The 22,710-nt window shown below is 34.7% G+C and carries 22 protein-coding genes; 2 read left to right on the top strand and 20 right to left on the bottom strand.

Annotated elements, in window-relative coordinates; all coding sequences use genetic code 11:
• Window positions 1–498: 498 nt before the first annotated feature.
• The 9 genes from ACT3CE_RS12035 to ACT3CE_RS11995 all read right to left on the bottom strand — a co-directional run bounded on the left by ACT3CE_RS12035 (window position 499) and on the right by ACT3CE_RS11995 (window position 8,674).
• Window positions 499–1,050, bottom strand: a complete 552-nt coding sequence (locus ACT3CE_RS12035; protein WP_320120526.1) for a 2-oxoacid:acceptor oxidoreductase family protein — start codon at window positions 1,048–1,050, stop codon at window positions 499–501.
• 34 nt (window positions 1,051–1,084) lie between these two features.
• Window positions 1,085–1,858, bottom strand: a complete 774-nt coding sequence (locus tag ACT3CE_RS12030; protein WP_444710013.1) for a thiamine pyrophosphate-dependent enzyme — start codon at window positions 1,856–1,858, stop codon at window positions 1,085–1,087.
• A gap of 3 nt (window positions 1,859–1,861) precedes the next feature.
• Entirely contained in the window at window positions 1,862–2,947 is a 1,086-nt protein-coding gene (locus ACT3CE_RS12025; RefSeq protein ID WP_444710012.1) for a 3-methyl-2-oxobutanoate dehydrogenase subunit VorB, read from the bottom strand.
• A gap of 49 nt (window positions 2,948–2,996) precedes the next feature.
• Window positions 2,997–3,224, bottom strand: a complete 228-nt coding sequence (locus ACT3CE_RS12020; RefSeq protein ID WP_444710011.1) for a 4Fe-4S dicluster domain-containing protein — start codon at window positions 3,222–3,224, stop codon at window positions 2,997–2,999.
• Window positions 3,225–3,412: 188 nt separating this feature from the next.
• Window positions 3,413–4,741 carry an aminotransferase class I/II-fold pyridoxal phosphate-dependent enzyme gene (locus tag ACT3CE_RS12015; RefSeq protein WP_444710010.1) on the bottom strand — a complete coding sequence of 443 codons (1,329 nt, stop codon included), beginning with the start codon at window positions 4,739–4,741 and terminating at the stop codon, window positions 3,413–3,415.
• A gap of 298 nt (window positions 4,742–5,039) precedes the next feature.
• Complete coding sequence (locus tag ACT3CE_RS12010; RefSeq protein WP_444710009.1) at window positions 5,040–5,561, bottom strand: flavodoxin; 522 nt, start codon at window positions 5,559–5,561, stop codon at window positions 5,040–5,042.
• A gap of 55 nt (window positions 5,562–5,616) precedes the next feature.
• A complete protein-coding gene (locus ACT3CE_RS12005) occupies window positions 5,617–6,309 on the bottom strand; it encodes a hypothetical protein (protein WP_444710008.1) in 693 nt (230 codons plus the stop codon).
• A gap of 89 nt (window positions 6,310–6,398) precedes the next feature.
• Window positions 6,399–6,548: a hypothetical protein gene (locus ACT3CE_RS12000; RefSeq protein WP_444710007.1), complete on the bottom strand. Its 150-nt coding sequence runs from the start codon at window positions 6,546–6,548 to the stop codon at window positions 6,399–6,401.
• Window positions 6,549–6,616: 68 nt separating this feature from the next.
• Complete coding sequence (locus ACT3CE_RS11995; RefSeq protein WP_444710006.1) at window positions 6,617–8,674, bottom strand: acetate--CoA ligase family protein; 2,058 nt, start codon at window positions 8,672–8,674, stop codon at window positions 6,617–6,619.
• Between the two features lie 272 nt (window positions 8,675–8,946).
• Between ACT3CE_RS11995 and hydE the strand changes: the two genes are divergently transcribed.
• Complete coding sequence (hydE, locus tag ACT3CE_RS11990) at window positions 8,947–10,035, top strand: [FeFe] hydrogenase H-cluster radical SAM maturase HydE (protein ID WP_444710005.1); 1,089 nt, start codon at window positions 8,947–8,949, stop codon at window positions 10,033–10,035.
• A gap of 71 nt (window positions 10,036–10,106) precedes the next feature.
• Here the strand turns inward: hydE and ACT3CE_RS11985 are convergent, their stop codons facing one another.
• From ACT3CE_RS11985 to ACT3CE_RS11970, 4 genes are all read right to left on the bottom strand, one after another.
• Window positions 10,107–10,370 (bottom strand): hypothetical protein, encoded by a 264-nt coding sequence (locus ACT3CE_RS11985; RefSeq protein ID WP_444710004.1) that lies wholly within the window; start codon window positions 10,368–10,370, stop codon window positions 10,107–10,109.
• 83 nt (window positions 10,371–10,453) lie between these two features.
• Entirely contained in the window at window positions 10,454–11,881 is a 1,428-nt protein-coding gene (gene hydG / locus ACT3CE_RS11980) for a [FeFe] hydrogenase H-cluster radical SAM maturase HydG (RefSeq protein WP_444710140.1), read from the bottom strand.
• 214 nt (window positions 11,882–12,095) lie between these two features.
• A complete protein-coding gene (locus ACT3CE_RS11975; RefSeq protein ID WP_444710003.1) occupies window positions 12,096–13,343 on the bottom strand; it encodes a hypothetical protein in 1,248 nt (415 codons plus the stop codon).
• Between the two features lie 51 nt (window positions 13,344–13,394).
• Window positions 13,395–14,837, bottom strand: coding sequence for a DUF4270 family protein (locus tag ACT3CE_RS11970; protein ID WP_444710002.1), 1,443 nt, complete (start codon window positions 14,835–14,837; stop codon window positions 13,395–13,397).
• Window positions 14,838–15,116: 279 nt separating this feature from the next.
• On the opposite strand from ACT3CE_RS11970, the gene ACT3CE_RS11965 reads away from it, so the two are divergent.
• Window positions 15,117–16,127: a Kelch repeat-containing protein gene (locus tag ACT3CE_RS11965; RefSeq protein ID WP_444710001.1), complete on the top strand. Its 1,011-nt coding sequence runs from the start codon at window positions 15,117–15,119 to the stop codon at window positions 16,125–16,127.
• Between the two features lie 290 nt (window positions 16,128–16,417).
• Here the strand turns inward: ACT3CE_RS11965 and ACT3CE_RS11960 are convergent, their stop codons facing one another.
• The 7 genes from ACT3CE_RS11960 to ACT3CE_RS11930 all read right to left on the bottom strand — a co-directional run bounded on the left by ACT3CE_RS11960 (window position 16,418) and on the right by ACT3CE_RS11930 (window position 22,710).
• Window positions 16,418–16,897, bottom strand: a complete 480-nt coding sequence (locus ACT3CE_RS11960) for an NAD(P)H-dependent oxidoreductase subunit E (RefSeq protein ID WP_320120541.1) — start codon at window positions 16,895–16,897, stop codon at window positions 16,418–16,420.
• 85 nt (window positions 16,898–16,982) lie between these two features.
• The gene (locus tag ACT3CE_RS11955) at window positions 16,983–18,746 is read right to left on the bottom strand and encodes an NADH-dependent [FeFe] hydrogenase, group A6 (RefSeq protein ID WP_444710000.1); all 1,764 of its coding nucleotides are present in this window, start codon (window positions 18,744–18,746) and stop codon (window positions 16,983–16,985) included.
• Window positions 18,747–18,768: 22 nt separating this feature from the next.
• Window positions 18,769–20,562: an NADH-ubiquinone oxidoreductase-F iron-sulfur binding region domain-containing protein gene (locus ACT3CE_RS11950; protein ID WP_444709999.1), complete on the bottom strand. Its 1,794-nt coding sequence runs from the start codon at window positions 20,560–20,562 to the stop codon at window positions 18,769–18,771.
• Between the two features lie 20 nt (window positions 20,563–20,582).
• Complete coding sequence (locus ACT3CE_RS11945; RefSeq protein WP_444709998.1) at window positions 20,583–20,978, bottom strand: (2Fe-2S) ferredoxin domain-containing protein; 396 nt, start codon at window positions 20,976–20,978, stop codon at window positions 20,583–20,585.
• A gap of 34 nt (window positions 20,979–21,012) precedes the next feature.
• The gene (locus ACT3CE_RS11940; protein WP_444709997.1) at window positions 21,013–21,552 is read right to left on the bottom strand and encodes an ATP-binding protein; all 540 of its coding nucleotides are present in this window, start codon (window positions 21,550–21,552) and stop codon (window positions 21,013–21,015) included.
• A gap of 16 nt (window positions 21,553–21,568) precedes the next feature.
• The gene (locus tag ACT3CE_RS11935) at window positions 21,569–21,931 is read right to left on the bottom strand and encodes a four helix bundle protein (protein ID WP_444709996.1); all 363 of its coding nucleotides are present in this window, start codon (window positions 21,929–21,931) and stop codon (window positions 21,569–21,571) included.
• Window positions 21,932–21,969: 38 nt separating this feature from the next.
• Window positions 21,970–22,710: a PHP domain-containing protein gene (locus ACT3CE_RS11930; protein WP_444709995.1), complete on the bottom strand. Its 741-nt coding sequence runs from the start codon at window positions 22,708–22,710 to the stop codon at window positions 21,970–21,972.

The raw sequence follows: 22,710 nt of genomic DNA, 5'->3' as shown, positions 1-22,710 counted from the left end.
AACAGTAAACAATATTAAATAAATCTCTAGTGTCTGTCAATTTTATTGGATAAACCTATGTTTAACTCGATAAAGTAGAAGTTAACACAGACAAACGAATCTTAATAAACAAAAAAAATAGATATTGTTTATTCACAGTCAAGCTAAAATCGAATATATCAAGGAGAATTTCTCATGTAATTCTCAAGAAATAATTTATCTGTAACAATAGGTTTATTAAACTAATAATACACAAACAAGATTACTCATCACTAGTTTTCTATACTTAATATACGAATCTTTATTGAACGAATTAATTCTATAATTTTCGATAGTCTGTTAAAAGCAAAACTGCTATAAGTATTCTACTATTCAGAATTTAAACTAAATAATTTATTATTAATATAGATATTCAAAAAATACTATCACAACTTAAGCTGTCATCAAAAACCGTTAAATAAAAAAGAGAAGTTCTAAATAGAACTTCTCTTTTTTATAAAATATTAGGTTTATTATTATCTATACCTCATGTACAACCTCTACACAACCAATTCCTTTTTGAATAGCTTCAATATTTAAAGGAATTAATTTATGATGACGCTCAGGAAGAGATTTTTCTAATCCTTTTTGTACATTTTCAATTTTTACGATTGGTTTTACTTTAAGAAAACCACCCATAATAATCATATTAAATGTTTTTGGATTTCCCATTTCAGTAGCTAGTGCTGCCCCGGGAATTTTATAGATATTAATATCTTTTCTTTCCGGATGACGAGTAATTCCGTTTGGATCATATAATAAAGTTCCGCCAGGCTTCACCTCTTCTTCGAACTTATCCATCGACTGTTGGTTAAGAATGATAGCAGTATCAAACTTTTTCAAAACAGGTGAACTAATTCTTTCATCGCTAAGGATTACAGTTACATTTGCAGTACCTCCACGCATTTCGGGGCCATAAGATGGCATCCACGATACTTCCTGATCTTGCATGATACCTGAGTAAGCTAAAATTTTACCCATTGAAAGTACACCTTGACCACCAAATCCTGCAATGATAATTTCTTCTGTCATTTTTTTACAGTTTTAATTGATTTTAAATGGAGTTCTATTCATCTTTTAATGTACCCAATGGATAATAAGGGAACATATTTTCTTTCATCCACTCATTGGCCTTAGTTGGACTTACTTTCCAACCTGAACTACAAGTACCAACTACTTCGATAAAAGAAAGACCTTTCTTCTCTCTGGTATTTTCGAAACCTTTACGGATTGCTTTTTTCAATTTTCTAACTGCACCAGGTGTTTCTGCAGATTGACGAGTTACAAAACGAGTACCTCTTAAAGTACTTACAATTTCGCTCATTTTCATTGGATAACCTGTATTGGCACAATCACGTCCATAAGGAGAAGTAGCTGTTACCTGACCTTCCAATGTAGTTGGAGCCATTTGACCACCAGTCATACCATAAATTGCATTGTTTACAAAAACCACTACAATGTTTTCTCCACGATTACATGCATGCATAATTTCAGCACAACCAATTGATGCTAAATCACCATCACCCTGATAAGTAAATACATATCTATCTGGCATTAAGCGAGATGCTGCTGTGGCCAACGCTGGAGCTCTACCATGAGCAGCTTGTTGCCAGTCAATATCAATATAGTTGTAAGCCAATACAGAACAACCAACAGGAGAAACTCCAATTGTTTTATCCTGAATATCCATTTCGTCGATAACCTCAGCAATAACCTTGTGGATTACACCATGTGTACAACCCGGGCAATAGTGCATCTCGTTATCTAAAAGAATATCGGTTTTCTTATAAACCAAATTCTCTTTGCTAATTATACTGTTGATTTCAGTCGTTGCTGTCATAACTTATTTTCCTAAAATTTTTTCTTCCAATGCTTCTACAACTTCCTCAGGAGTAGGAATGATACCACCATAGCGTCCAAAGTGTTCTACAGGCACTTTACCGTTTACTGCAAGTCTAACATCTTCTACCATCTGACCAGCACTCATTTCTACCGAAAGAATACCCTTAACTTGTCCTAACATTTCCTGAATTTGCTTAGTTGGATAAGGGAAAAGAGTAATTGGCCGTAATAAGCCAACTTTAATGCCTTTTTCTCTAGCTTGTTCTATTGCTTTTTGGCAGATACGAGCACTCGATCCGTAAGCTACAAAAAGATATTCTGCATCATCACATTCAATCTTTTCAAATCTCACATCATCTTTTTCCATTGCACGATATTTCGCTTGCAATTTATGGTTGAAAATTTCCTGCTTTGCCGAATCCAGATCTAAAGAAGTAGAAATTCTACGTTTTGCGCCAGCTGTTTTACCTGTTGTAGCCCAAGATCCTGATTGTTTCTCGATTTCTTCTGCAGTCCAACGAGGCTTAAATTCAGCCAACTCAACCTTTTCCATCATCTGACCAATAACTCCATCGGTTAAAATCATAGCTGGGTTTAAATATTTAAATGCCAATTTAAATCCAAGATCTACAAAATCATTCATTTCCTGTACCGAAGCAGGAGCCAAAACAATTAGTTTATAATCACCATGACCGCCACCCTTAACAGCCTGAAAATAATCAGATTGCGCAGGTTGAATTGTTCCAAGACCTGGTCCTCCTCGTACAACATTTACTACTAAGGCTGGAAGTTCTGCTCCTGCTAAATAGGTAATTCCTTCAGCTTTAAGGCTAATTCCAGGACTCGATGATGAAGTCATTACTTTTTTACCACAAGAAGCACCACCATAAACCATATTAATAGCAGCAACTTCACTTTCAGCTTGCAGGACCACCATTCCCGTTTCTTTTTGGGGGTTGCGGACCATTAGGGTTTCCATAATTTCGGACTGAGGAGTAATTGGGTAACCAAAATACCCATCACATCCACAACGAATAGCTGCTTCAGCGATAACCTCATTTCCTTTCATTAAACGAACGTCTCCCATTACAAATATTTTTATAAAATTTTCAGTTTACTAATTAGGATCTATTGTATTAACTTGCCTTCACTTTATATACTGTTATTACAGTATCTGGACAAACTAAACCACAACTTGCACATCCAATACATGCATCTGGGTTAGCCATATACGCATAATGGTATCCTTTACCATTTACGTCTCTTGCCAACTCGATAACTCCTGTAGGACAAGCTTCAACACAAAGGCCACAACCTTTACATTTTTCGGTTTCAACTACAATAGCACCTTTAAATTTTGCCATAGCATTAATGATTAAAAATTAAATGTTTTTCACACTATAAAGGTAACAATTCAAAAGTAATTTTCCTGATTTTACTTTCAATTTATCACACTATCAAAATAACTGAATGTCAACTTATTACACCTAAACACTAAAATTTACATTCAATCTAAATAATATAATCTATTTAGGATTAGGACCTTATACGATCAAAATCCTATTTTACTCTCTAAATGATGATGTTTTGCGAACTCTTCCAATCTGAATTCTAGATCCTTAAACTGCTTTCGGGAGATTTGCGAAACACAGGCACGTAAACCCTCTTTTAAACTACCAGTTTCATTCAAACAAATGGCTGAAATTCCATAGTAAAGTAATTTTTTGTTTAATTCAGCTCCTGTCATTCCCGGATATGAAACTGTAAAATAAAATCCATCGGCCAGAGGTTCATTTACGTCAGTATCGTAAACTAAATCAAATCCATTTAAGGTAAAAAGTTTCTTCATTATCTGAGCTCTTTCACCATACTCTTTAACATTTTCAATAAAATCGAAACTTCCTTCGTTTGCAGCTTTTAACATCGCACTTAATGCATATTGTGCCGAATGTGATGTACCCGAAGAAAGTGCATATATAATTCTGTATATGAGAGCATAGCCAAATTCTTCGCCTCCAAATCTACTTTTAAGGTTTGGGAATTTTCTGCAGTACAATTCATCAGAGATACAAAGCAATCCAATTCTCTGACCTGCATAACTAAATGCCTTCGAACTAGAAATCATTAATACATAGTTCTTAGTATAATTTGCAACACTTGGTTGGTATGGAGCAACTCCCGGCTTTCCTAAATCGGAGCGAAAATCCATTGCAAAATATGCAAGATCTTCCATAACAATAACATCGTATTTGGTTGCCAATTCGCCTATTATTCTTAGTTCATTATCGTTAAAACATATCCAGGCAGGATTATTCGGATTTGAATAAATAATACCTGCGATATTACCTTTCGATAAAAACTCCTCTAGCTTAGCTTTTAATTTATCGCCACGATAATTGTATACATCAAACGACTCATATTTCTGCCCCATTATCTCGAGTTGAGTTTTTTGAACAGGAAATCCCGGATCAATAAATAGGATAGTATCTTTTTGAGTATGACAAGCGCCAATAGCCATAAATGCAGCATATCCTCCCTGCATAGATCCAACTGTGGGAACAATACCATCAGACTTAATATCAATATTCATAAAATTCTTTACGAATTTAGAGCCTTCTTCTTTTAATTCCCGAACACCTTCCAACATTGGATATGCAGAAGCAACTCCATCGTCGAGGGCTTTTTTTTCTGCATCAATTCCAACTTTAGCTGGTTTTAAACCTGGAACTCCCATTTCCATGCGTACAAATTTCTCTCCCGACTCTTCTTCAATCATATTTACAAGCCGTACAACATCGCGAATAGAAGCTTCAGCCATATCTTTAATTCCACAAAGCTGTAGTTTTTTATCTACTAGTTCTTTATTTATTGGGGTGTTCATCGTTCTTATTTTCTATGGTTAGATTGCTTACTTTTAATTAACAATCAAGAATTCTTACAGTTTTAGCTTCAAGTTTCAATCTCAAAGCATACTCAAGTATATTTCTTATTAATCTTATGCAAGATTACGAATTTTAATAACAATTTAAAATAGTTTTAGCTTATTTTATTACAATCTAAACAAAGTAATCGTTTTAAATATATCAATTCAAAAGTATCGATTTTTGATTTACACTTAAATTCAAAAAAAGGCTGATCGGAAAACCGTCAGCCTTATTATTTCATTCAAAAATTTTAATCTAAACAAATACCGGAAGAATTATCTCCAACCATTTATCAACTCTTTCATCTGTTAATTCTGATTCGAAATCTTCATCGATAGGCAATCCTACAAACATACCATCTACAAAGGCTTTCGATTCGTTAAATTCATATCCTTCATCGGTAACTTTTCCAACAATTTCGGCTCCTGTAGTTTTTACTACATCAGCTAAATCTCCCATTGAATCGACAAAAAAATCAGCGTAAGCAATATGATCGCCTAAGCCAAACAAAGCAATTTTTTTCCCTTTTAAATTTAAACCATCTAAGTTCGGTAAAAAGCGATCCCAATCGTTACCCGAATTATCAGAAGACCAGGTATGTTTTCCCAGAGTAGAAACTCCCATAATAATATTGGAATACTGCGATACTACATCAGCATCGATTTCTTTAACCTTATGCACTTCTACTCTTCTTGTTTTTATTTTTTCGGCAATTAATTTGGCAACTTTTTCCACATTACCACCTTCAGGTCCGTAAAACAATCCAATTTTACTCATAGGATAATATTTTAATGATAGTGTTTTATTGTTTTTATCTTATACAAAGATAAAATTATTTGGAACTTTTCAAACTTGCAATAGCAAGTAATATACCCAAAACAATGCCCAAAGCTGCGGCAAACAGTACTTGAAAATCGGGTGGTAACATAAAGGTTATTGTATGAGCTGGTATCCAGAAAAATGGAATTGTCTTTTTGAATACAAAATTCCATTGTACCCCCCAATCCATATTCACAACTATTTTTGAAAACTGAATTGGTCTAAAAAAACCTTTAATCGTCCCTCCGTTACTTACAATATGCGTATCGGTAATTTTATGGAGCGTCATCATTACAGGAGCATAAATTAAATTCATAAATGCACTGGTACAAAATGCTACCAACAGCTTATTTGCAGAAAATGATCCTTTCATTGCATCTACAGCGCCATCAACACCTAAATAAGATAAAAAAACAGGTGTACCTGTTGCAAAAATCACAAAAGATAACTTAATAGTTAATCCTAAAAAACCCCATACTATTGCTCGGGGAATTAGCCCAAAGCCTTTTTGATAATAATTGCCAGTTCTAATTCTTAAACCAATCAGTTCGCCAATGCTTGCTAAAATTGCAAACTTAACAAAACTAGTTATCATACCATGAGCTTTATTAAAATCAATATAAGCATCAAAAACAGTTTGCGATATAAAAAATGGAAGGAAGAGTAAAACAAATCCCAACCAAAATAATATGTCTTGCTTTTTCATTTTTTTAATAGTTTAATAAGCGTAAGATCTACTTCCCACTTCTTTTTTAAACAAATAGCATGAGAAAGCTCCCATGCTATTGTTGTTTATTATTTTTCTGTTTGCTCGGTATAATTTTCAAGACCTTTAAAAAATCCACTCTTTACCTCTTTCCATTTTATTGTAATCCCTATTAAAAGGACAATCACAAAACAGATCAACATCTTCTCATTTTTATTCAGATCTTTCCACTTTCTCATAGCAATATTTTAAGATACAAGATGTTAGATTTTAAAATTATCTTTTTGTACATCCAACATCTGTTCATCTATTTTTCTATTCTAATTCTTGCATCGACAGCAACAACAACATCTTTATTTCCCAATAATGGATTTAAGTCCATTTCGAAAATCTCGGGAGCTACTTTCATTAAAGCAGCGACTCTAGTAATTGCTTCGGCAAATTTATCTTCATTAACAGGCTCCTGTCCTCTAACACCCTTTATTATACCATAAGATTTAAGTCCCTGAATCATTTCGTGGGCTTCATCATTAGAAATTGGAGCAAGGGATGCTTTTACATCTTTTAGAACTTCGATAAAGATACCACCTAATCCACACAATACCATGTGTCCGAATTTATCTTCACGCTTTGCTCCAATAAACACTTCGGTACCATTAAGCATTTGAGCTAACATTACCGCGTAGGTATCTTTAATTTGCATCATTCTCTTAAATTCGGAACGCACCATTGCTTCATCTTTCACATTAAGAGTTACACCTCCCACATCTGATTTATGAACAGGTCCAACCACTTTCATTACCAGTGGAAAACCAATCTCTTTTGCAAGAGCAACAATTTCTTCTTTTGTATCGGCCACTCCTTCTTTAGCTCTATCAATACCTGCTGCATCTAACAAATTATGAATTTGCTCTGGATTTAAATAACCATTTTCAGCCCCATCAATAATTTTTCGAATACCATCTTTATCAACATTTGGCAGGTCAATTTCTTTTGCTTCAGGCTTAGCTGTATTGTATACTTTTGCTAATGCATCTCCAAAAATAACTTCATCAGGAAAACTGGTTCTTCCTTTAGCCATAAAATGTGCAATTTCATCTTTCACATTCACTACCGATGGAAGAATAGGATAAATTGGTTTTTTGCACTCTTTCATTTTCTCATGCAGCAAATCATACACGTCGTAAACGGGGAATAATCCTGGACTACCAAAAATTACCGCCATAGCATCAATATTATCGAAGTCGTTTTCACAGGCATCTATAATATCACCTAGCTGCTGAGCTGTTCCAGTAGCTAAAAAGTCGATTGGATTAGCTACAGATGATCCTGCATATAATTTTTCTAACAAAGCATCGGCTTTGGGTCCATCGATATGAGGCACTTCCAAACCATTATTAGAAAGAGAATCAGTTAACATTACAGCAGGTCCTCCTGCATGTGTTATAATAGCAATGTTTTTGCCATTTAATTCTGGATGCATAAATATGGAAGCCACTGTTGCCAGCTCATCTCTTCCTGCGCATCGAACAATTCCAGCCTTTTTAAATAATGCATCGACAGCCACATCGGAACTAGCCAATGCACCCGTATGAGAAGAGGCAGCGCGACTACCCGCTTCTGATCCACCAGATTTTATTGCAGCAATCTTACAGCCTTTTCGAATTAGAGACGAAGCATGCTTTAGAAGCATTTCTGGTTTATCGATGTTCTCTATATATAATAATTTTACTTTACTACTCGTTTCGGGATCGAAACTTTCATCGAGATATTTCATGATTTCTTCTACGCCCATTTGTGCAGAGTTACCAACCGAATAAACACTGGCAAAAGATAATCCTTTAGGAACAGCCGATTCCATTATAAAAACAGCTGTTGCACCCGATCCGGTAATAAAATCGCAACCTTTAGGATCGAGAGTTGGAATAGGAGTGGTAAAAACACCATTGTAATTAGGATTTAAAACACCAATACAATTAGGTCCAATTAAAGCACCACCCACAGAGTTTACAATATCAACAATCTCCTGCTCTAATTTAGCGCCTTCTTCGTTTTCTTCACTAAATCCGGCAGAAAGAATAATAAAAGCTCGTGTTTTTCTCTCTTCGGCAAGAAACTTTATGGTTGATGGACAGAACTTAGCAGCAATAGCAAGAATGGCAAGATCTACCTGAGGTAAATCTTTAGGGTCTTTAAAAGATTTAATTCCCTGAACCTGGTCCATTTTAGGATTAGCAACATAAAGATCACCTTTAAATTGGCCATCTATTAAGTTTTTTAGAACTTTTCCTCCTGGTTTTTGTACGTCGTCGGAACCTCCCACAACAACAATACTTTTAGGCTTAAGTAATTGTTCGTTTATCATGTCTTGTTGTTTGTTATTTTGCAATTTTTGTCAAATATAGTAATAATCCACACCTAAAATCATGATTTTTCATACAATATGTAAGTAAATTGATGGTTTTTACTAAAAAATCACACAAGATATTATTGATCCAAAGAATTTTTCTTCAAACGATTGCAGCCAAAAGTATTTTCGGAGTTTAGAATATTATATTCCAATTTAGAAGTGGAGATATAAAAAGCTGAATTTTTATCAGTAATTTTAAAGTCTAATTTAATAGAATCTTGTATCCTATGACAAAAAGTATTGAGCAAATTTTACTGCAAAATGAATATTCGAAAGAAGATATCGTTTGTTTATTGCAAGCTACTGGAGAAGACGAAAAAGCTTTGTTTAGAAAATCGTCGGAAGTAAAATTAAAATACGTTGGGAAAAATGTGTATTTCCGGGGCTTAATAGAATTTTCTAATATTTGCGAAAAAGATTGTTTGTATTGTGGAATAAGATCGAGCAATAGGCATGTTAGCAGATACAATATTGCAGATGCTGAAATTTTAAAGGCGGCAAAATTTGCCTACGAAAACAAATATGCTTCTCTGGTTTTACAATCGGGTGAAAGATCTGACAAAGCCTTTATTAATAGAATTACTAAACTCCTTAAAGAAATAAAAAAACTAAGTAACAACGAACTGGGAATAACCATTTCGCTAGGTGAACAAACAAAAGAAACCTATCAGGAATGGTTTGATGCCGGAGCGCATCGTTACTTATTAAGAATTGAATCGAGTAATAAAGATCTTTACAATAAAATTCATCCGTATAACGAAAAACATTCGCATGAAACCAGACTAAAATGCCTTCAATATCTTCAGGATGTTGGATATCAAACTGGTACAGGAGTTATGATTGGACTTCCTTTTCAGAGCTATGAAGATTTGGCCAATGATCTTTTATTTATGCAAAAATTTGATATTGATATGGTTGGCATGGGTCCTTATATTGAGCACGATGAGACGCCACTCTACGAATTTCGCGATAGTTTAATGAGCTTAAACGATAGATTTAGATTAACATTAAGAATGATTGCTGTACTTCGTATATTAATGAAAGATATTAATATTGCTGCAGCAACAGCGCTTCAGGCAATTGATCCGTTGGGAAGAGAAAAAGCACTGCGTCTTGGTGCTAATGTTATCATGCCGAATATAACTCCTACCAACGAAAGGGCAAACTACCTTCTTTATAAAAACAAGCCTTGTATTGATGAAGGTGCCGACGATTGCACTAATTGCATGGAAGCCAGAATTAATATGGCTGATGGGGAAATTGGTTATGGAAAATGGGGAGACTCAAAACATTTTAGCAGGAGAATTAAGAAATAATACAGTAATCCCCTATTACAAAAAAAGAAATGTTCGAAGCAAAGCTCAAACATTTCTTTTTTATTTAGTTTTTAAGATCGAAAAAACATGTGCTGTATTTCCACTCCATCGATCATATAAATCTCTTTTTCAAATTGGTCCATTTCTTTTTCGGTTCCTACAACCTGAATAAGAATTAAACCATAAGGATGACTTTCAGAATGCTCAATATCGTATATTCCCAATCGTGTTTTTATGGAATTTACATATCGAGCTAAAATTTGCTGAACACAGGCTTTTTCTTTTTCCTTATCGCGAATAAGAATACCAAAAATTCGAATTGTAGATCCAATCATGATTTCTAAATTTTAAATTTACAGCTATTGTAAAAGTTACAAAAAAAGTGTCTTTTTATAAATTTAAAATTCAAATAATCAATCTAGAAATAAAGATCTCTCTTTCCATTTTTCACCAAATCCAAACGCTCTTCCAGTTCTTCTATTTTCTGAGTTTTTTCAAGTTCCTTTTTCTTTTTATCGATTAGTTTGTATCCTTTTTCCTTTACTTCCGGAGTTCCATAATCTTCGAGATATTCGGCCAAAGTTAAAATTGCATTTTGTGTACAATAGCGCTTAATAAAACCTGGAACCGAAAATTCCATAAAATGTTCTCCTGTTCTACCTAAACGATAACATGCAGTACAGAACGAAGGGAGATATTCCTTATCCAACAACTCATCAATTACTTCACCAAGACTTCTTGTATCTCCAATTTCGAATTGTTCATGATCCAACTTTTGATCCTTTCGCGATTCTTTAGAATATCCACCAAGCTGAATATTAGTACCTGCATCAATTTGCGATACTCCCAAACGAATAACCTCTTCTCTAACCTCCTGAGATTCTCTGGCAGTTAAAATCATTCCTGTATAAGGAACTGCCAATCGTAAAATAGCCACCAAACGAATAAACTCTTCATCGCTTACTTCGTATTTTGGATCTACATTAGAATCGGAAGCTGATTTTATTCTAGGAAACGAGATGGTATGCGGTCCTATGTTATAACATGCTTCGAAATGATTTACATGCCTGATTAAGCCCATAACATCAAATTTCCAATCGTATAAACCAAATAATGCGCCAATTCCAACATCATCGATTAAAGCTTCCTGTGCTCTATCAAGACCTGTTAAACGCCAGTTATAATCTTTTTTCTTTCCACTAATATGATATTTCGCATAAGCTTCGCGATGGTAAGTTTCCTGAAAAATCTGATAAGTTCCTATTCCAGATTCCTTAACAATTTTATAACCTTCGATATCTAATGGAGCTGCATTAATATTTACTCTTCGGATTTCACCATTACCCGATTTCACACTATAAACAGAACGCACCGAATCTGCAATAAAATTAGCATCATACATTGGATGTTCACCATACACCAAAATTAGTCTCTTTTGTCCATTATCTTCCAGAGCGGTAACTTCTGTTTCGATTTGAGAGTGTGACAAAGTCGTTCGTACCTGTTTTTTATTAGAAGCTCTAAACCCGCAATAAGTACAATTATTTACACACTTATTACCTACATAAAGAGGAGCAAATATTACAATTCTATCACCATAAACTTTTTGTTTTAGTGTTCTTGCTCCTTCTTTAATTTCTTCGATAAGCTCAGGGTCTTCTGTTTTTAACAAAATTGCAGTTTCCTGCAAACTTAGTCTGTTCTTATCTAAAGATTTTTTAATAATTCGTCGAACATTTTCTTTTGATGCATCGGCAGCGTCCAAAATTTCCCATATTTCCGCTTCATCAATAAAAGGTTTCATCCTTTCATCTTTAATCCGATACTCTTGAGGTTTGTAAATCATTTTCATGTTATACCCTGTATCTTTCCGAGGCTAATTTCATAGAATGATAAAATTAACTTCATAGTATTTAGTTAGTTTTCAATACAAAACTAATCATTATTATTCGAGAATGACAATAATTTTAGAGTTTAAGGTCCAAATTTTCGATATAAAAAAAACACCATAAAAAAAGCCCTCAACAAAGGTTGAGAGCTTTCTATATATCTTTATTATATTATTGATATTTTCTTTTCACGAACCATCGTTCAAACAAACTCATTTCAAGAGTAAATCTACCATAATCTTCACGAACATTATTATTATCGGTAGTTCCCATCTGTCCAAACTCAAAAGAAACATTAATCATTCCTTTACCTCTAGCCATTGGAAATCCAACTCCAAAACTAACACCTTTTGTTTTTATTCGTTCATTTTCGACTCTCATATAACCAGTATCATAAAAAGCTCCAAAACGATAAGTCAGTTTTTTCAACATTTTAGTTGCATAACCATCATTAGCCTCATAAGCCATTGCCAAAGAAAATTTATTTCTATCAAGCAATTCATTACTCTTATCGAACTTTGTTGTTTCACTCCATTTCTCGTTCAAATAATCTGCGCCAAGCCAAAACTGTTTTCCTTTATTAAAACCAAGAGCTATTCCATAAGTTTCCGGAACATCAAATTTGCCGCGATCAATATCACTATATTTTTCAATATTTAAATTCAACACTTCAGTTTCCATTTTAGCATTAACCCCTATTTTTGGCTGATATTTTGCACCTAAAATAAGTGAATTCCCTTTAAATTCATACTTGTACTGTGCACCCAAATTAAAATGAAGACCTTCGGAAATTAACTTTGTATTACTATTATAACTATAGGCTGAGCTTCCCTCTGGAATAATTTGTTCTTCTCTGGTATTATTTCCAAATAGATAAATTCCATTAATCCCCAGCGACAAGTTTTTTGTAAGACTAACTCCATGCGACCAAACCAACTGATTCAATCCTCCAGATCCTACTTGTGAACGATAAAAATACTCATCACCACCTTCAACCAATTCTCGTTTGGTCATATTATAACCTAAACTGGTATAAGGTATTAAAGAAACCGCGGTAGCATAATTTGATGAAACTTTAAATCCAAACGAAATTTTAGAAAGATTATAATCATTCACAAAATCATTATCATCACCCTGTTGTAAGTTGCTATATTTTGCAACCAATCCAAGTTTAAATATAAATCGCAAGCTATCGATATGAGCTAGTGCCGCAGGATTATTAATATTTAAGACTCCTCCATTACGGTATGCCAAACTAGCCATACCTGTTGAATTTAGTATATCTTCATTCATTAACTCTCCTAAACCATAATATGAATATGGTGAAGTAGTATTGTTCTGAGCTTTTAATTCTGTTGCAAATAAAAGTCCGATTAAACATAGAATCGAGATCTTACTTACATACTTTAATAAATTCATATTCATCATTAATTTCGATATATATCGTACTTAAATTATTCTTTATTTAAACTATCGCTGCACTACATAAGTAACTTTCAGCCTCATTCTAAAATCTGATTCTTTATTATTTTCAAAAACTAATCTATCATAAATATTACCTATTCCAGATTGATCAAATCCGATCATTAGAGCATCATCATACTCTTTACCATTAATAAGAATATCATTCACATAACTTGTTAAACTTAAGCCATAATAAGATTCATCTTCATTTTGACTATTCAAATAATAATTGAAAGTTAAATTTGAACCCGTAGACGAACTAATCAATGGAGTTACAAAATCATTATCTTCATTTGTAACATACACATTCATTGCTGCTGTTGGTAATTTAATCATTTCATCATCGTAACTTTGATCCTTTGGATAAGCTAATAACTCAGCCTTTAGAATACCTCCTGTTAAACCTAAAGTAACAAGATTTTCGACATAAGGAATATTAATCTTAGTATACATTCCTATTCCCCCCTGCACAAAACTTAAGTCGTCAGTATATTCAGATTTTAATTCCTCATCTCTTACCATAAGCCTGCTAAGATCCTGCGGTGTTGAGCTTCTATCGGAAGAATAGTTTACAAAACTCTTATTTCCATTCCCACCAGATGTTACCAAAGGAAAATCATGAAACTTGGCAATCCCAGCATCAGAATAATCTGTATCACTATAATACAATCTTATTTTAAATTTACTATCGGATAAGGCCAAATAAAACATATTAGTATTATTATCACCAGGGCGAATAACAATACCTTTAAAAAAATCGTACCATTTAATGCTTTCTTCTACAATCTTATCTTCATTGTTCACATAATCGACAATTTCTTTACCAAGAGCTACTGCACTTTCACTTTCCATTTTAAAATACAAACCTTCTCCTTTGTATTCTAAATTATCACTATCTACTTCTTCGCTATACTCCGATTGCTTAATTGGGTGCAAATAAAATTCTCCTTCAAAGAGAGGAGTTTCATCATAATCGAATTTATTGTGTCCATACAAACCATACTGATCATCTGGCACTTCTAAATCTTCAGTCAAACGGTGTATCGAGATCGTTTGTGGCTGCAATGTATCTCCATAATATCTACCATCTGTATAAGCAATAATGGCCAATGAATCAAATTGAATTGGAACATTAACTGTTGCACCCGCAGATGTTGCCGTACTTCTGTTAAATGAAGATCCTAAATCTACCAAACTATATACCTCAGATTTTATTTCTCCAAAAAATTCATCATTATATCTTCCAAACACCGCACTATTAAAGTCGGATGTTAAAACTGAATCTAAAATTACAGTTGAACTTTGAATTGTAAAAGTATCTACCATTACAACCTCGCTTGTTTCATCGATTAAATTGCTTCCTATTTCATGTTCATCTAAAACTTCAGAATTACAACTTAAGAAAAACACTACGATGGAAAAAAATAAAATTACATTAATTGATCTCATTCTCAGGATATAAAATACTTATCATATTATCTATTAAAGCAAAATCAGAATTATGACAACTACAAATAAAGTGTGTCTTTTCTGATAACGCACAAATATAAATAAAATATTCAGACAATCTAATTATATCATTAATTGATAAAAATTGTTAAACACCCCTTATTTTTACTGTCTAAAAATAAACTTATAGATTTTTATTTTATATTTGTCGTCTACTTACAAAAGCGAATTGCTTTATACCAAATAAAAAATTTAAATTAATAGATAAAATCATAACAAATGAAACAACGATTATTAATAGTATTTTTCGCATTATCACTGTTTTTCACAAGCTGTGGCAGTAGTAATGATTTGGATGGTAACTGGATAAAAAGCTCATCTTTCGAAGGAAATGCACGTAGTGGTGCTGTTAGCTTCGTTATTAACAATGCAGCTTATGTTGGAACTGGTTATGATGGACAAGATTGCTTAAAAACTTTTTACAAGTGCGAACTTGATGAGTTTGGTGATGTTAAATGGACTAGGGTTGCTAATGAATTCCCTGGAGAAGAAAGACGAGAAGCTGTTGCTTTTATTTCTAATGGAAAAGCTTATGTTGGTTTAGGAGTAAATGATGACGATGATCGTTTGGGTGATTTTTACGAATTTGACCCAACTACCGAAACCTGGAACACTACAGCTATTGATATGAATGGAGGTCCTTCGGCAAGACAAGGAGCTGTTGCATTTTCTATTGGCGAAATTGGCTACGTTGGTACAGGTTACGGATGGCAAGAAGGTGACGATAGAAATTACCTTAAAGATTTCTACAAGTATGAAAATAACACTTGGACAAAGATTGCCTTTAATGGTGAAAAAACCAGAAACTCTACAGCTTTCGTTATTAACGATAAAGCCTATGTTGTTTCAGGAGAAAACAGCTTAAAATATGTTTGGGAATTTGATCCTGCTAACGGATGGGACAGAAAAGAATATCTTGACGACGATAATGATTGGGAGAATGTACAACGTTATCAGGCAGTATCATTCGTAATGAATGGTAAAGGATATATTGTTACGGGTCGTTACTCTGGACTTTCAAGAGAAGTTTGGGAATATGATCCAACAAGAGATGAGTGGTATGAAAAAACATCTTTAGAGGATGAAATTACTTCAAGAGAAGATGCTGTTGCATTTACTTTAAATGACAGAGGTTTCTTTACAACTGGTACAGTTGTTGGTTCCGGTACTTATTTCGACGACATGTGGGAATTTAATCCAACAATGGACGAAACTGACGATGATAACTAGAAAATAATTATCATATATAATTCAAAATCCCGGAAGTTAAACTTCCGGGATTTTTTTATGCCATACTTTTTTAACAAAGTTTAACTATTCTTTAATCCTATATTAACTTGAATTGATTGATTTCAGAACACTTTCATTTATAAATTCCATAATTACAAAACTAAAAAATGCACTAAACGGCAATAAAAAACCCAATAAACGCAGCTTTTTTTTTGCAAAAAATTACAAAAACAGACAAGAAAAAAACCTCCGGTTCAATACCGAAGGTTTCCATTATCTTAATCCAACTATTATTGTTGGTATTCTTTAATAATATCGGCAACATCACCAGCAGCAACACGACCATATACACGCTCACCAATTGTAACTACGGGAGCTAAACCACAAGCACCAACACACCGCAAACAACTAATCGAGAATTTACCATCCTCCGTAGTTTCACCTACAGCTACATTTAACTGACGTTTGAATTCATCGAGTACCTTCTCTGCACCACGCACATAACAAGCTGTTCCCATACAAATTGAAATAGGAAATTCACCTTTAGGCACCATAGAGAAAAATGAATAAAAAGTTACTACACCATATACGTGAGCAACAGACACATTTAACTCACGAGCAATAATCTCCTGAACTTCTGCAGGTAAATAGCCAAAGGTATGCTGAGCTTTATGAAGCACATTAATTAATTCGCTTCCCTCATTATTAAATGATTTGCAAATCTCCACAAGCTTATCCACTTTGGATTTTGCTAATTTAATTTTTGCCATAATATTTTTAGATTTTAGATGTAGGATTTGAGACGTAAGATCTCATCTGTTCTCACAAATCCTTAATCTCATTCCTATTATTAAACTATTCTATCTCTACATCATTACTCTTATCAAAATAATGAGTATGCAATAACTTATGAGATAACTCGCCACATGGTTTCCCCAGAAACTCTTCATACAATTTAATAATGTATGGATTTTCATGAGATTTACGAATTGCCTTACCAGCATCTTCGCGATAAATGGCAGCTGCACGTTTCTTTAAAATAGAAGAATCGCCATGATGCAATGGCTGACCGCCACCACCAATACAACCACCAGGGCATGCCATTATCTCGATAGCATGATATTGCGATTTCCCATCACGAATATCTTCGAGCAATTTACGCGCATTACCTAATCCGTGAGCAATACCAATGTTAATTGGAAGTCCATCGAAATCGACCGTAGCACTACGAATACCTTCCATACCACGAAGAGATTCAAAATCAACTTTTTCAAGAGTCTTTCCTGTAAACACCTCATAAGCAGTACGAGCCGCAGCTTCGATAACTCCACCGGTAGTTCCAAAAATCACTCCTGCTCCCGTTGATTCTCCCAAAGGATTATCAAAGTCTTCATCAGGAAGAGATTTAAAATCCATATTGGCCTGTTTAATTAAATTAGCCAATTCGCGAGTTGTAATTGAATAGTTTACATCCGGATCTCCATCAACCTTAAACTCATCACGCTGACATTCATATTTCTTAGCCAAACAAGGCATAATCGAAACAACAATCATATCTTCACGTTTAATTCCCAATTGCTTCGCAAAATAGTTCTTAGCGATTGGACCAAACATCTGCTGAGGAGAACGAGCCGTAGATGGAATATCTTTCATATCAGGAAACTGATGTTCGAAGAAATTCACCCAGGCAGGACAACACGAAGTAAGAATTGGAAGTTTTACAGTTTTATCTCCATCTAAATGTCTTTTTAAACGATCTAATAATTCTGTACCCTCTTCCATAATGGTAAGATCGGCAGCAAAATCGGTATCAAATACACTATTAAAACCTAAAGCACGCAAAGCGGCAACCATTTTACCAGTTACCAATGTTCCTGCTTCCATACCAAATTCTTCGCCCAAAGCAGCACGAACTGCCGGAGCTGTTTGAACAACTACCGTTTTATTTGGATTCGCAAGATCTCTAATCAGCTGATTGGTATGATCTTTTTCGGTTAAGGCACCTGTTGGACAAACAGCAACACACTGACCACAATAGGTACAAACTGATTTTTCCAAATCCATTTCGAAAGCTGGAGCCACAACCGATTCGAAACCTCTGTTTACAGCCGAAAGCGCACCAACAGTTTGAATTTCGTTACACATTGTTTCGCAACGACGACACATGATACACTTGTCCATATCGCGAATAATCGACGGTGAATAATCTACCTTATAAGTTGATTGTTCTCCTTTATAATGAATTTCGCGAACCCCCAATTGCTGGGCAATAGTTTGCAAATCGCAGTTTCCTGATTTTGCACAAACCAAACAATCGAATGGATGGTCTGAAAGCATTAGCTCCATTACTGTTTTACGAGCATTTAGCACGCGCATAGTATGAGTATGAACAACCATTCCCTCGTCACATTTTGTATTACAAGAAGGAGCAAGGTTACGGCGTCCTTCAACCTCTACAACACAAATTCGACAACCTCCAGGCTTGTGCTCAATGCCCATATCCCCCAAATTCATGTAACAAAGGGTCGGGATATCAATTCCAATTCCTTTGGCTGCATCTAAAATAGTAGTTCCATAAGGTACTTCTACTTGTTTATTATCGATGGTTAATTTGATCATTTTTTCCATATTAAGATCCTCCTTACTGAATGCTTATCGCATTAAACTTACATTTCTCCATACAAGCACCACACTTGATACATTTCGAAGTATCAATAACGTGAGCTTCTTTACGCTCTCCCGAAATACAGTCAACAGGACAATTGCGAGCACAAAGCGTACATCCAACACAAAGTTCAGGATCAATTACGTACTGCATTAAAGCTTTACATTGTCCTGATGGACATTTATGATCCACTACGTGGGCCACATATTCATCGTAAAAATTTTCAAGAGTAGAAAGAACAGGATTTGGTGAAGTCTGTCCTAATCCGCAAAGAGAAGTATCTTTAATTACAACACTCAGATTTCTCAATAAATCGAGATCTTCCATTGTACCTTTCCCTTCGGTAATTTTATCAAGAATTTCATGTAAACGCTTGTTACCAACACGACAAGGAGTACATTTTCCACATGATTCTTCCACCGTAAATTCAAGATAGAATTTAGCCATTGAAACCATGCAATCATCCTCATCCATAACAATCATACCTCCCGATCCCATCATAGAACCCACAGCAAGAAGATTATCAAAATCGATAGGAGTATCGAGGTGTTTCTCTGTTAAACATCCACCCGACGGACCACCAGTTTGAACAGCCTTGAATTTTTTACCATCTTTGATACCGCCCCCAATTTCGTAAATTACTTCACGAAGCGTGGTACCCATAGGTACTTCGATAAGACCAACATTATTAATTTTTCCTGCCAGAGCAAATACCTTGGTACCTTTTGATTTTTCGGTACCAATTTTATTAAACCATTTTGCTCCTTTATTAATGATTACCGGAACATTTGCAAAAGTTTCAACATTATTTACATTGGTTGGTTTTCCATTATATCCCGATTCGGCTGGAAATGGCGGTTTAACTGTTGGTTCTCCCCTAAGTCCTTCCATAGAATGGATTAATGCTGTTTCTTCGCCACATACAAAAGCACCGGCACCATAACGCATTTCGACATCAAAATTAAAACCTGAACCCAAAATATCTTTGCCTAACAACCCGTAATCTCTAGCCTGAGCAATTGCAACTTTTAAACGTTCGATAGCCAATGGATATTCGGCTCGAATATAAATTACACCTTTATCGGCACCCATTGTATATCCACAAATAGCCATTGCCTCGAGTACTGAATGAGGATCACCCTCTAAAATGGAACGATCCATAAATGCTCCGGGATCACCCTCGTCAGCATTACAAACCACATATTTCTGATCGGCATCATTTTTAGAAGCGAACTCCCACTTTAAGCCCGTAGGAAATCCTCCGCCTCCTCGTCCGCGCAAACCTGATTCTTTAATTTCATCAATAACCGATTGAGGAGTCATATCGCTTAAACATTTTCCGAGGGCTGCATACCCATCTGTTCCGATATATTCGTCAATATTTTCAGGATTTATAAATCCGCAATTACGAAGAGCAATACGAATTTGCTTTTTATAGAATCCCATGTGCTTAGAATCGCTAACCACCTCTTTTTTTTCCGGATCAACATAAAGTAAGCGCATTACCTTACGTCCCTTAACGATATGTTCTTCTATAATTTCTTCGGCATCTTCTGGCTTAACCTCGGTATAGAACGTATTGTCGGGAAGAATTTTTACAATGGGTCCTTTTTCGCAAAAGCCAAAACAACCAGTCATTACCACCTGAACCTCATCTTCAAGCCCTTTGGCTTTTAGAGCATCCTGTAGATTATTTTGAATAGTCTCACTTGCAGACGCCCTACAACCGGTACCTCCACAAATAAGAATATGCATTTTATACTTTTCCATAATTGCAGTTTCTTTTACGTTTATTTGTCAATAGTTTTGTAGTTAACAGGAATAATGCCGTCTACTAATTCACCTTGCTTGATGTATTTTTCAATAATTTCATCAGCTTTTTTTAGATCAACATCTCCAAAAACAACAGGATCTTTTCCTGGCATTGTTACTTCAATGGTAGGTTCAGCATAACAATAGCCCATACATCCCGTTTGAGTTACAATTGTCTGAATCCCTCTTTTGGCAGTTGCCTCTATAAGGAACTCCATTACCTCTTTAGCTCCCGAAGCAATTCCGCAAGTTGCCATGGCAACTTTAATCTGAATCATGCTCTCCGGATCGTTGCTTTTCTCCCTAAGATCCATTTTGGTCTGCAGCTCTTCTTTTATTCTTTTCAGATCTGCAAGGGATTTAACTTTTGCCATAATCTCAAATTATTAAAGGTTAGAATTTAAATATTTATATTATTGTGTTTAGGTTCTCTTTAATCATCTCTTTTAGATATTGCATAATTTCAGGATCGGATACCGAAACTCCTTCCAGCACTTCTTTCACCTCTTTGGTATCGAAAACATACTCTCCTTTATCGGTGATATGTTTATAGATAAAATCCATTTCAGGATTTGCACCAACCAACAAAACCATTGTTCCTGCAATATCGCCAAGAGAAGGACGATCTAAATGCGAATGTGAGAAAACAGCTTTTAAACTGGTTCCCACTCCTTCTTTCGATTCAATGTCCATTTTTCCTCCTGTTTGTTCTGCATTTTGCTTTAGCAGAGATAATCCCAAACCTACTTTTCGGGTAGTTCGGGTGGTGAAAAATGGATCTGTAACTTTCGCCAACACCTCTTTTGACATTCCAAAACCATTATCCTTAATGGCAATTGAAAACTGATTGTCTTTTTGACTCTCTCTAATTTCCAATTCCACCAAAGAGGCTTCGGCTCTCACCGAATTTTGGATAATATCCATTATATGCATCGACAAATCTTTCAATTTTACTAGCTTTTAGCTATTGGCAGTTAGCCTTTAGCTTTGTTATTAAACTGTTTACCATCTTTTCTTCCTGCTGAATTAATTCAGCTAATTCCTTGGTCTTATTTTCCTCTATAAAATTTAACTCCACTATTATTATTAGCTGAGTTTCCAATTCAAACAACGATCCCAAAGCAATATCAAGAAATCTTCTAAAATCAGCATCACTATTTCGACTACAACCCTCTGCAATATTAGATGGCACAGAAACAGCGGCTCTACAAATTTGGCTTCTTAATCCATATTTTTCGTCACTAGGAAGCATGTCAGCCAATCGATAAATCATTTTAACGATTTTTATTCCATTTTGCCATATGTTTAGCTTCCTAAATTTCTTCATTCCTACTTTCTAAAAGCCAATAGCTAATCGCCAAAAGCTTATTTTAATTCTATTTTTCTTCCCTCAAGTGCTCCTAAAGCAAGTTTTACTTCTTCAAAACTTAATTCTTCCAAATAGAAATTAGTCCACGTATTTCCAATATTATTAATATAATGGGCATCTGAACTTTGTATAAAATTGTACTTGCTCAAATATTTATTCTTTTTTAGAAACTCACTCTTTGTTGTATGTTGAGAAAGCTCTAAAGCATCTACCTTTAAATCGGGTGGTAAAAAGCCCAGCTGACTAATAATACTATTCACTGTTTTGTTGATATGAGCTGGTATAAACAAACCATTTATATCGTGCACCATTTTTTCTATTTGATCTATGCTTTGGTGTAAACCAGAAATGAGCAAACATTCCACCTCATCGATTATTTCTTCTTGTTCATTTACCACCACCTGATAACCAAACTTACTGGTATCGTTAGGAATATTTGGTAAATACATATTTATATACTCCTGAAAATCAGATAAAGTATCTTCACATTCGAAAAAACACAAACAATGCACTTCTTCTTTTGTTGTAACTTCGGCTCCCATTAAAACCATTATTCCTTCTTTTGCACCCAATTCTTTTATTAAAGGAGCATGCAATGTTGAATTATGATCTGTAATTCCTAATATATCGATTCCTTTTTCTTTAGCTTTCCGAACAATGTTTACCGGACTCATCTCCAAATCACCGCAAGGAGATAAAACTGTATGAGTATGCAGGTCTGCCCGAAATTTTTCCAT

This window comes from Marinifilum sp. RC60d5, assembly GCF_052400665.1.
GTDB lineage: Bacteria > Bacteroidota > Bacteroidia > Bacteroidales > Marinifilaceae > JBQTGK01.
Note: the sequence above shows the minus strand (reverse complement) of the source record. Positions and strands in the feature narration are given on the sequence as shown.

Bases quoted from the DNA above. Each gene is read 5' to 3' on its own strand.
- ACT3CE_RS12005 (WP_444710008.1), bottom strand. From the start codon at position 6,309: ATGAAAAAGCAAGACATATTATTTTGGTTGGGATTTGTTTTACTCTTC.
- ACT3CE_RS11950 (WP_444709999.1), bottom strand. From the start codon at position 20,562: ATGGAAAAGTATAAAATGCATATTCTTATTTGTGGAGGTACCGGTTGT.
- ACT3CE_RS11960 (WP_320120541.1), bottom strand. From the start codon at position 16,897: ATGGCAAAAATTAAATTAGCAAAATCCAAAGTGGATAAGCTTGTGGAG.
- ACT3CE_RS11965 (WP_444710001.1), top strand. From the start codon at position 15,117: ATGAAACAACGATTATTAATAGTATTTTTCGCATTATCACTGTTTTTC.
- ACT3CE_RS11955 (WP_444710000.1), bottom strand. From the start codon at position 18,746: ATGATCAAATTAACCATCGATAATAAACAAGTAGAAGTACCTTATGGA.
- ACT3CE_RS11975 (WP_444710003.1), bottom strand. From the start codon at position 13,343: ATGAATTTATTAAAGTATGTAAGTAAGATCTCGATTCTATGTTTAATC.
- ACT3CE_RS12010 (WP_444710009.1), bottom strand. From the start codon at position 5,561: ATGAGTAAAATTGGATTGTTTTACGGACCTGAAGGTGGTAATGTGGAA.
- hydE (WP_444710005.1), top strand. From the start codon at position 8,947: ATGACAAAAAGTATTGAGCAAATTTTACTGCAAAATGAATATTCGAAA.
- ACT3CE_RS11970 (WP_444710002.1), bottom strand. From the start codon at position 14,837: ATGAGATCAATTAATGTAATTTTATTTTTTTCCATCGTAGTGTTTTTC.
- ACT3CE_RS11935 (WP_444709996.1), bottom strand. From the start codon at position 21,931: ATGAAGAAATTTAGGAAGCTAAACATATGGCAAAATGGAATAAAAATC.
- ACT3CE_RS11985 (WP_444710004.1), bottom strand. From the start codon at position 10,370: ATGATTGGATCTACAATTCGAATTTTTGGTATTCTTATTCGCGATAAG.
- ACT3CE_RS11945 (WP_444709998.1), bottom strand. From the start codon at position 20,978: ATGGCAAAAGTTAAATCCCTTGCAGATCTGAAAAGAATAAAAGAAGAG.
- ACT3CE_RS11930 (WP_444709995.1), bottom strand. From the start codon at position 22,710: ATGGAAAAATTTCGGGCAGACCTGCATACTCATACAGTTTTATCTCCT.
- ACT3CE_RS12020 (WP_444710011.1), bottom strand. From the start codon at position 3,224: ATGGCAAAATTTAAAGGTGCTATTGTAGTTGAAACCGAAAAATGTAAA.
- hydG (WP_444710140.1), bottom strand. From the start codon at position 11,881: ATGATTTACAAACCTCAAGAGTATCGGATTAAAGATGAAAGGATGAAA.
- ACT3CE_RS11995 (WP_444710006.1), bottom strand. From the start codon at position 8,674: ATGATAAACGAACAATTACTTAAGCCTAAAAGTATTGTTGTTGTGGGA.
- ACT3CE_RS12025 (WP_444710012.1), bottom strand. From the start codon at position 2,947: ATGGGAGACGTTCGTTTAATGAAAGGAAATGAGGTTATCGCTGAAGCA.
- ACT3CE_RS12030 (WP_444710013.1), bottom strand. From the start codon at position 1,858: ATGACAGCAACGACTGAAATCAACAGTATAATTAGCAAAGAGAATTTG.
- ACT3CE_RS12015 (WP_444710010.1), bottom strand. From the start codon at position 4,741: ATGAACACCCCAATAAATAAAGAACTAGTAGATAAAAAACTACAGCTT.
- ACT3CE_RS12035 (WP_320120526.1), bottom strand. From the start codon at position 1,050: ATGACAGAAGAAATTATCATTGCAGGATTTGGTGGTCAAGGTGTACTT.
- ACT3CE_RS12000 (WP_444710007.1), bottom strand. From the start codon at position 6,548: ATGAGAAAGTGGAAAGATCTGAATAAAAATGAGAAGATGTTGATCTGT.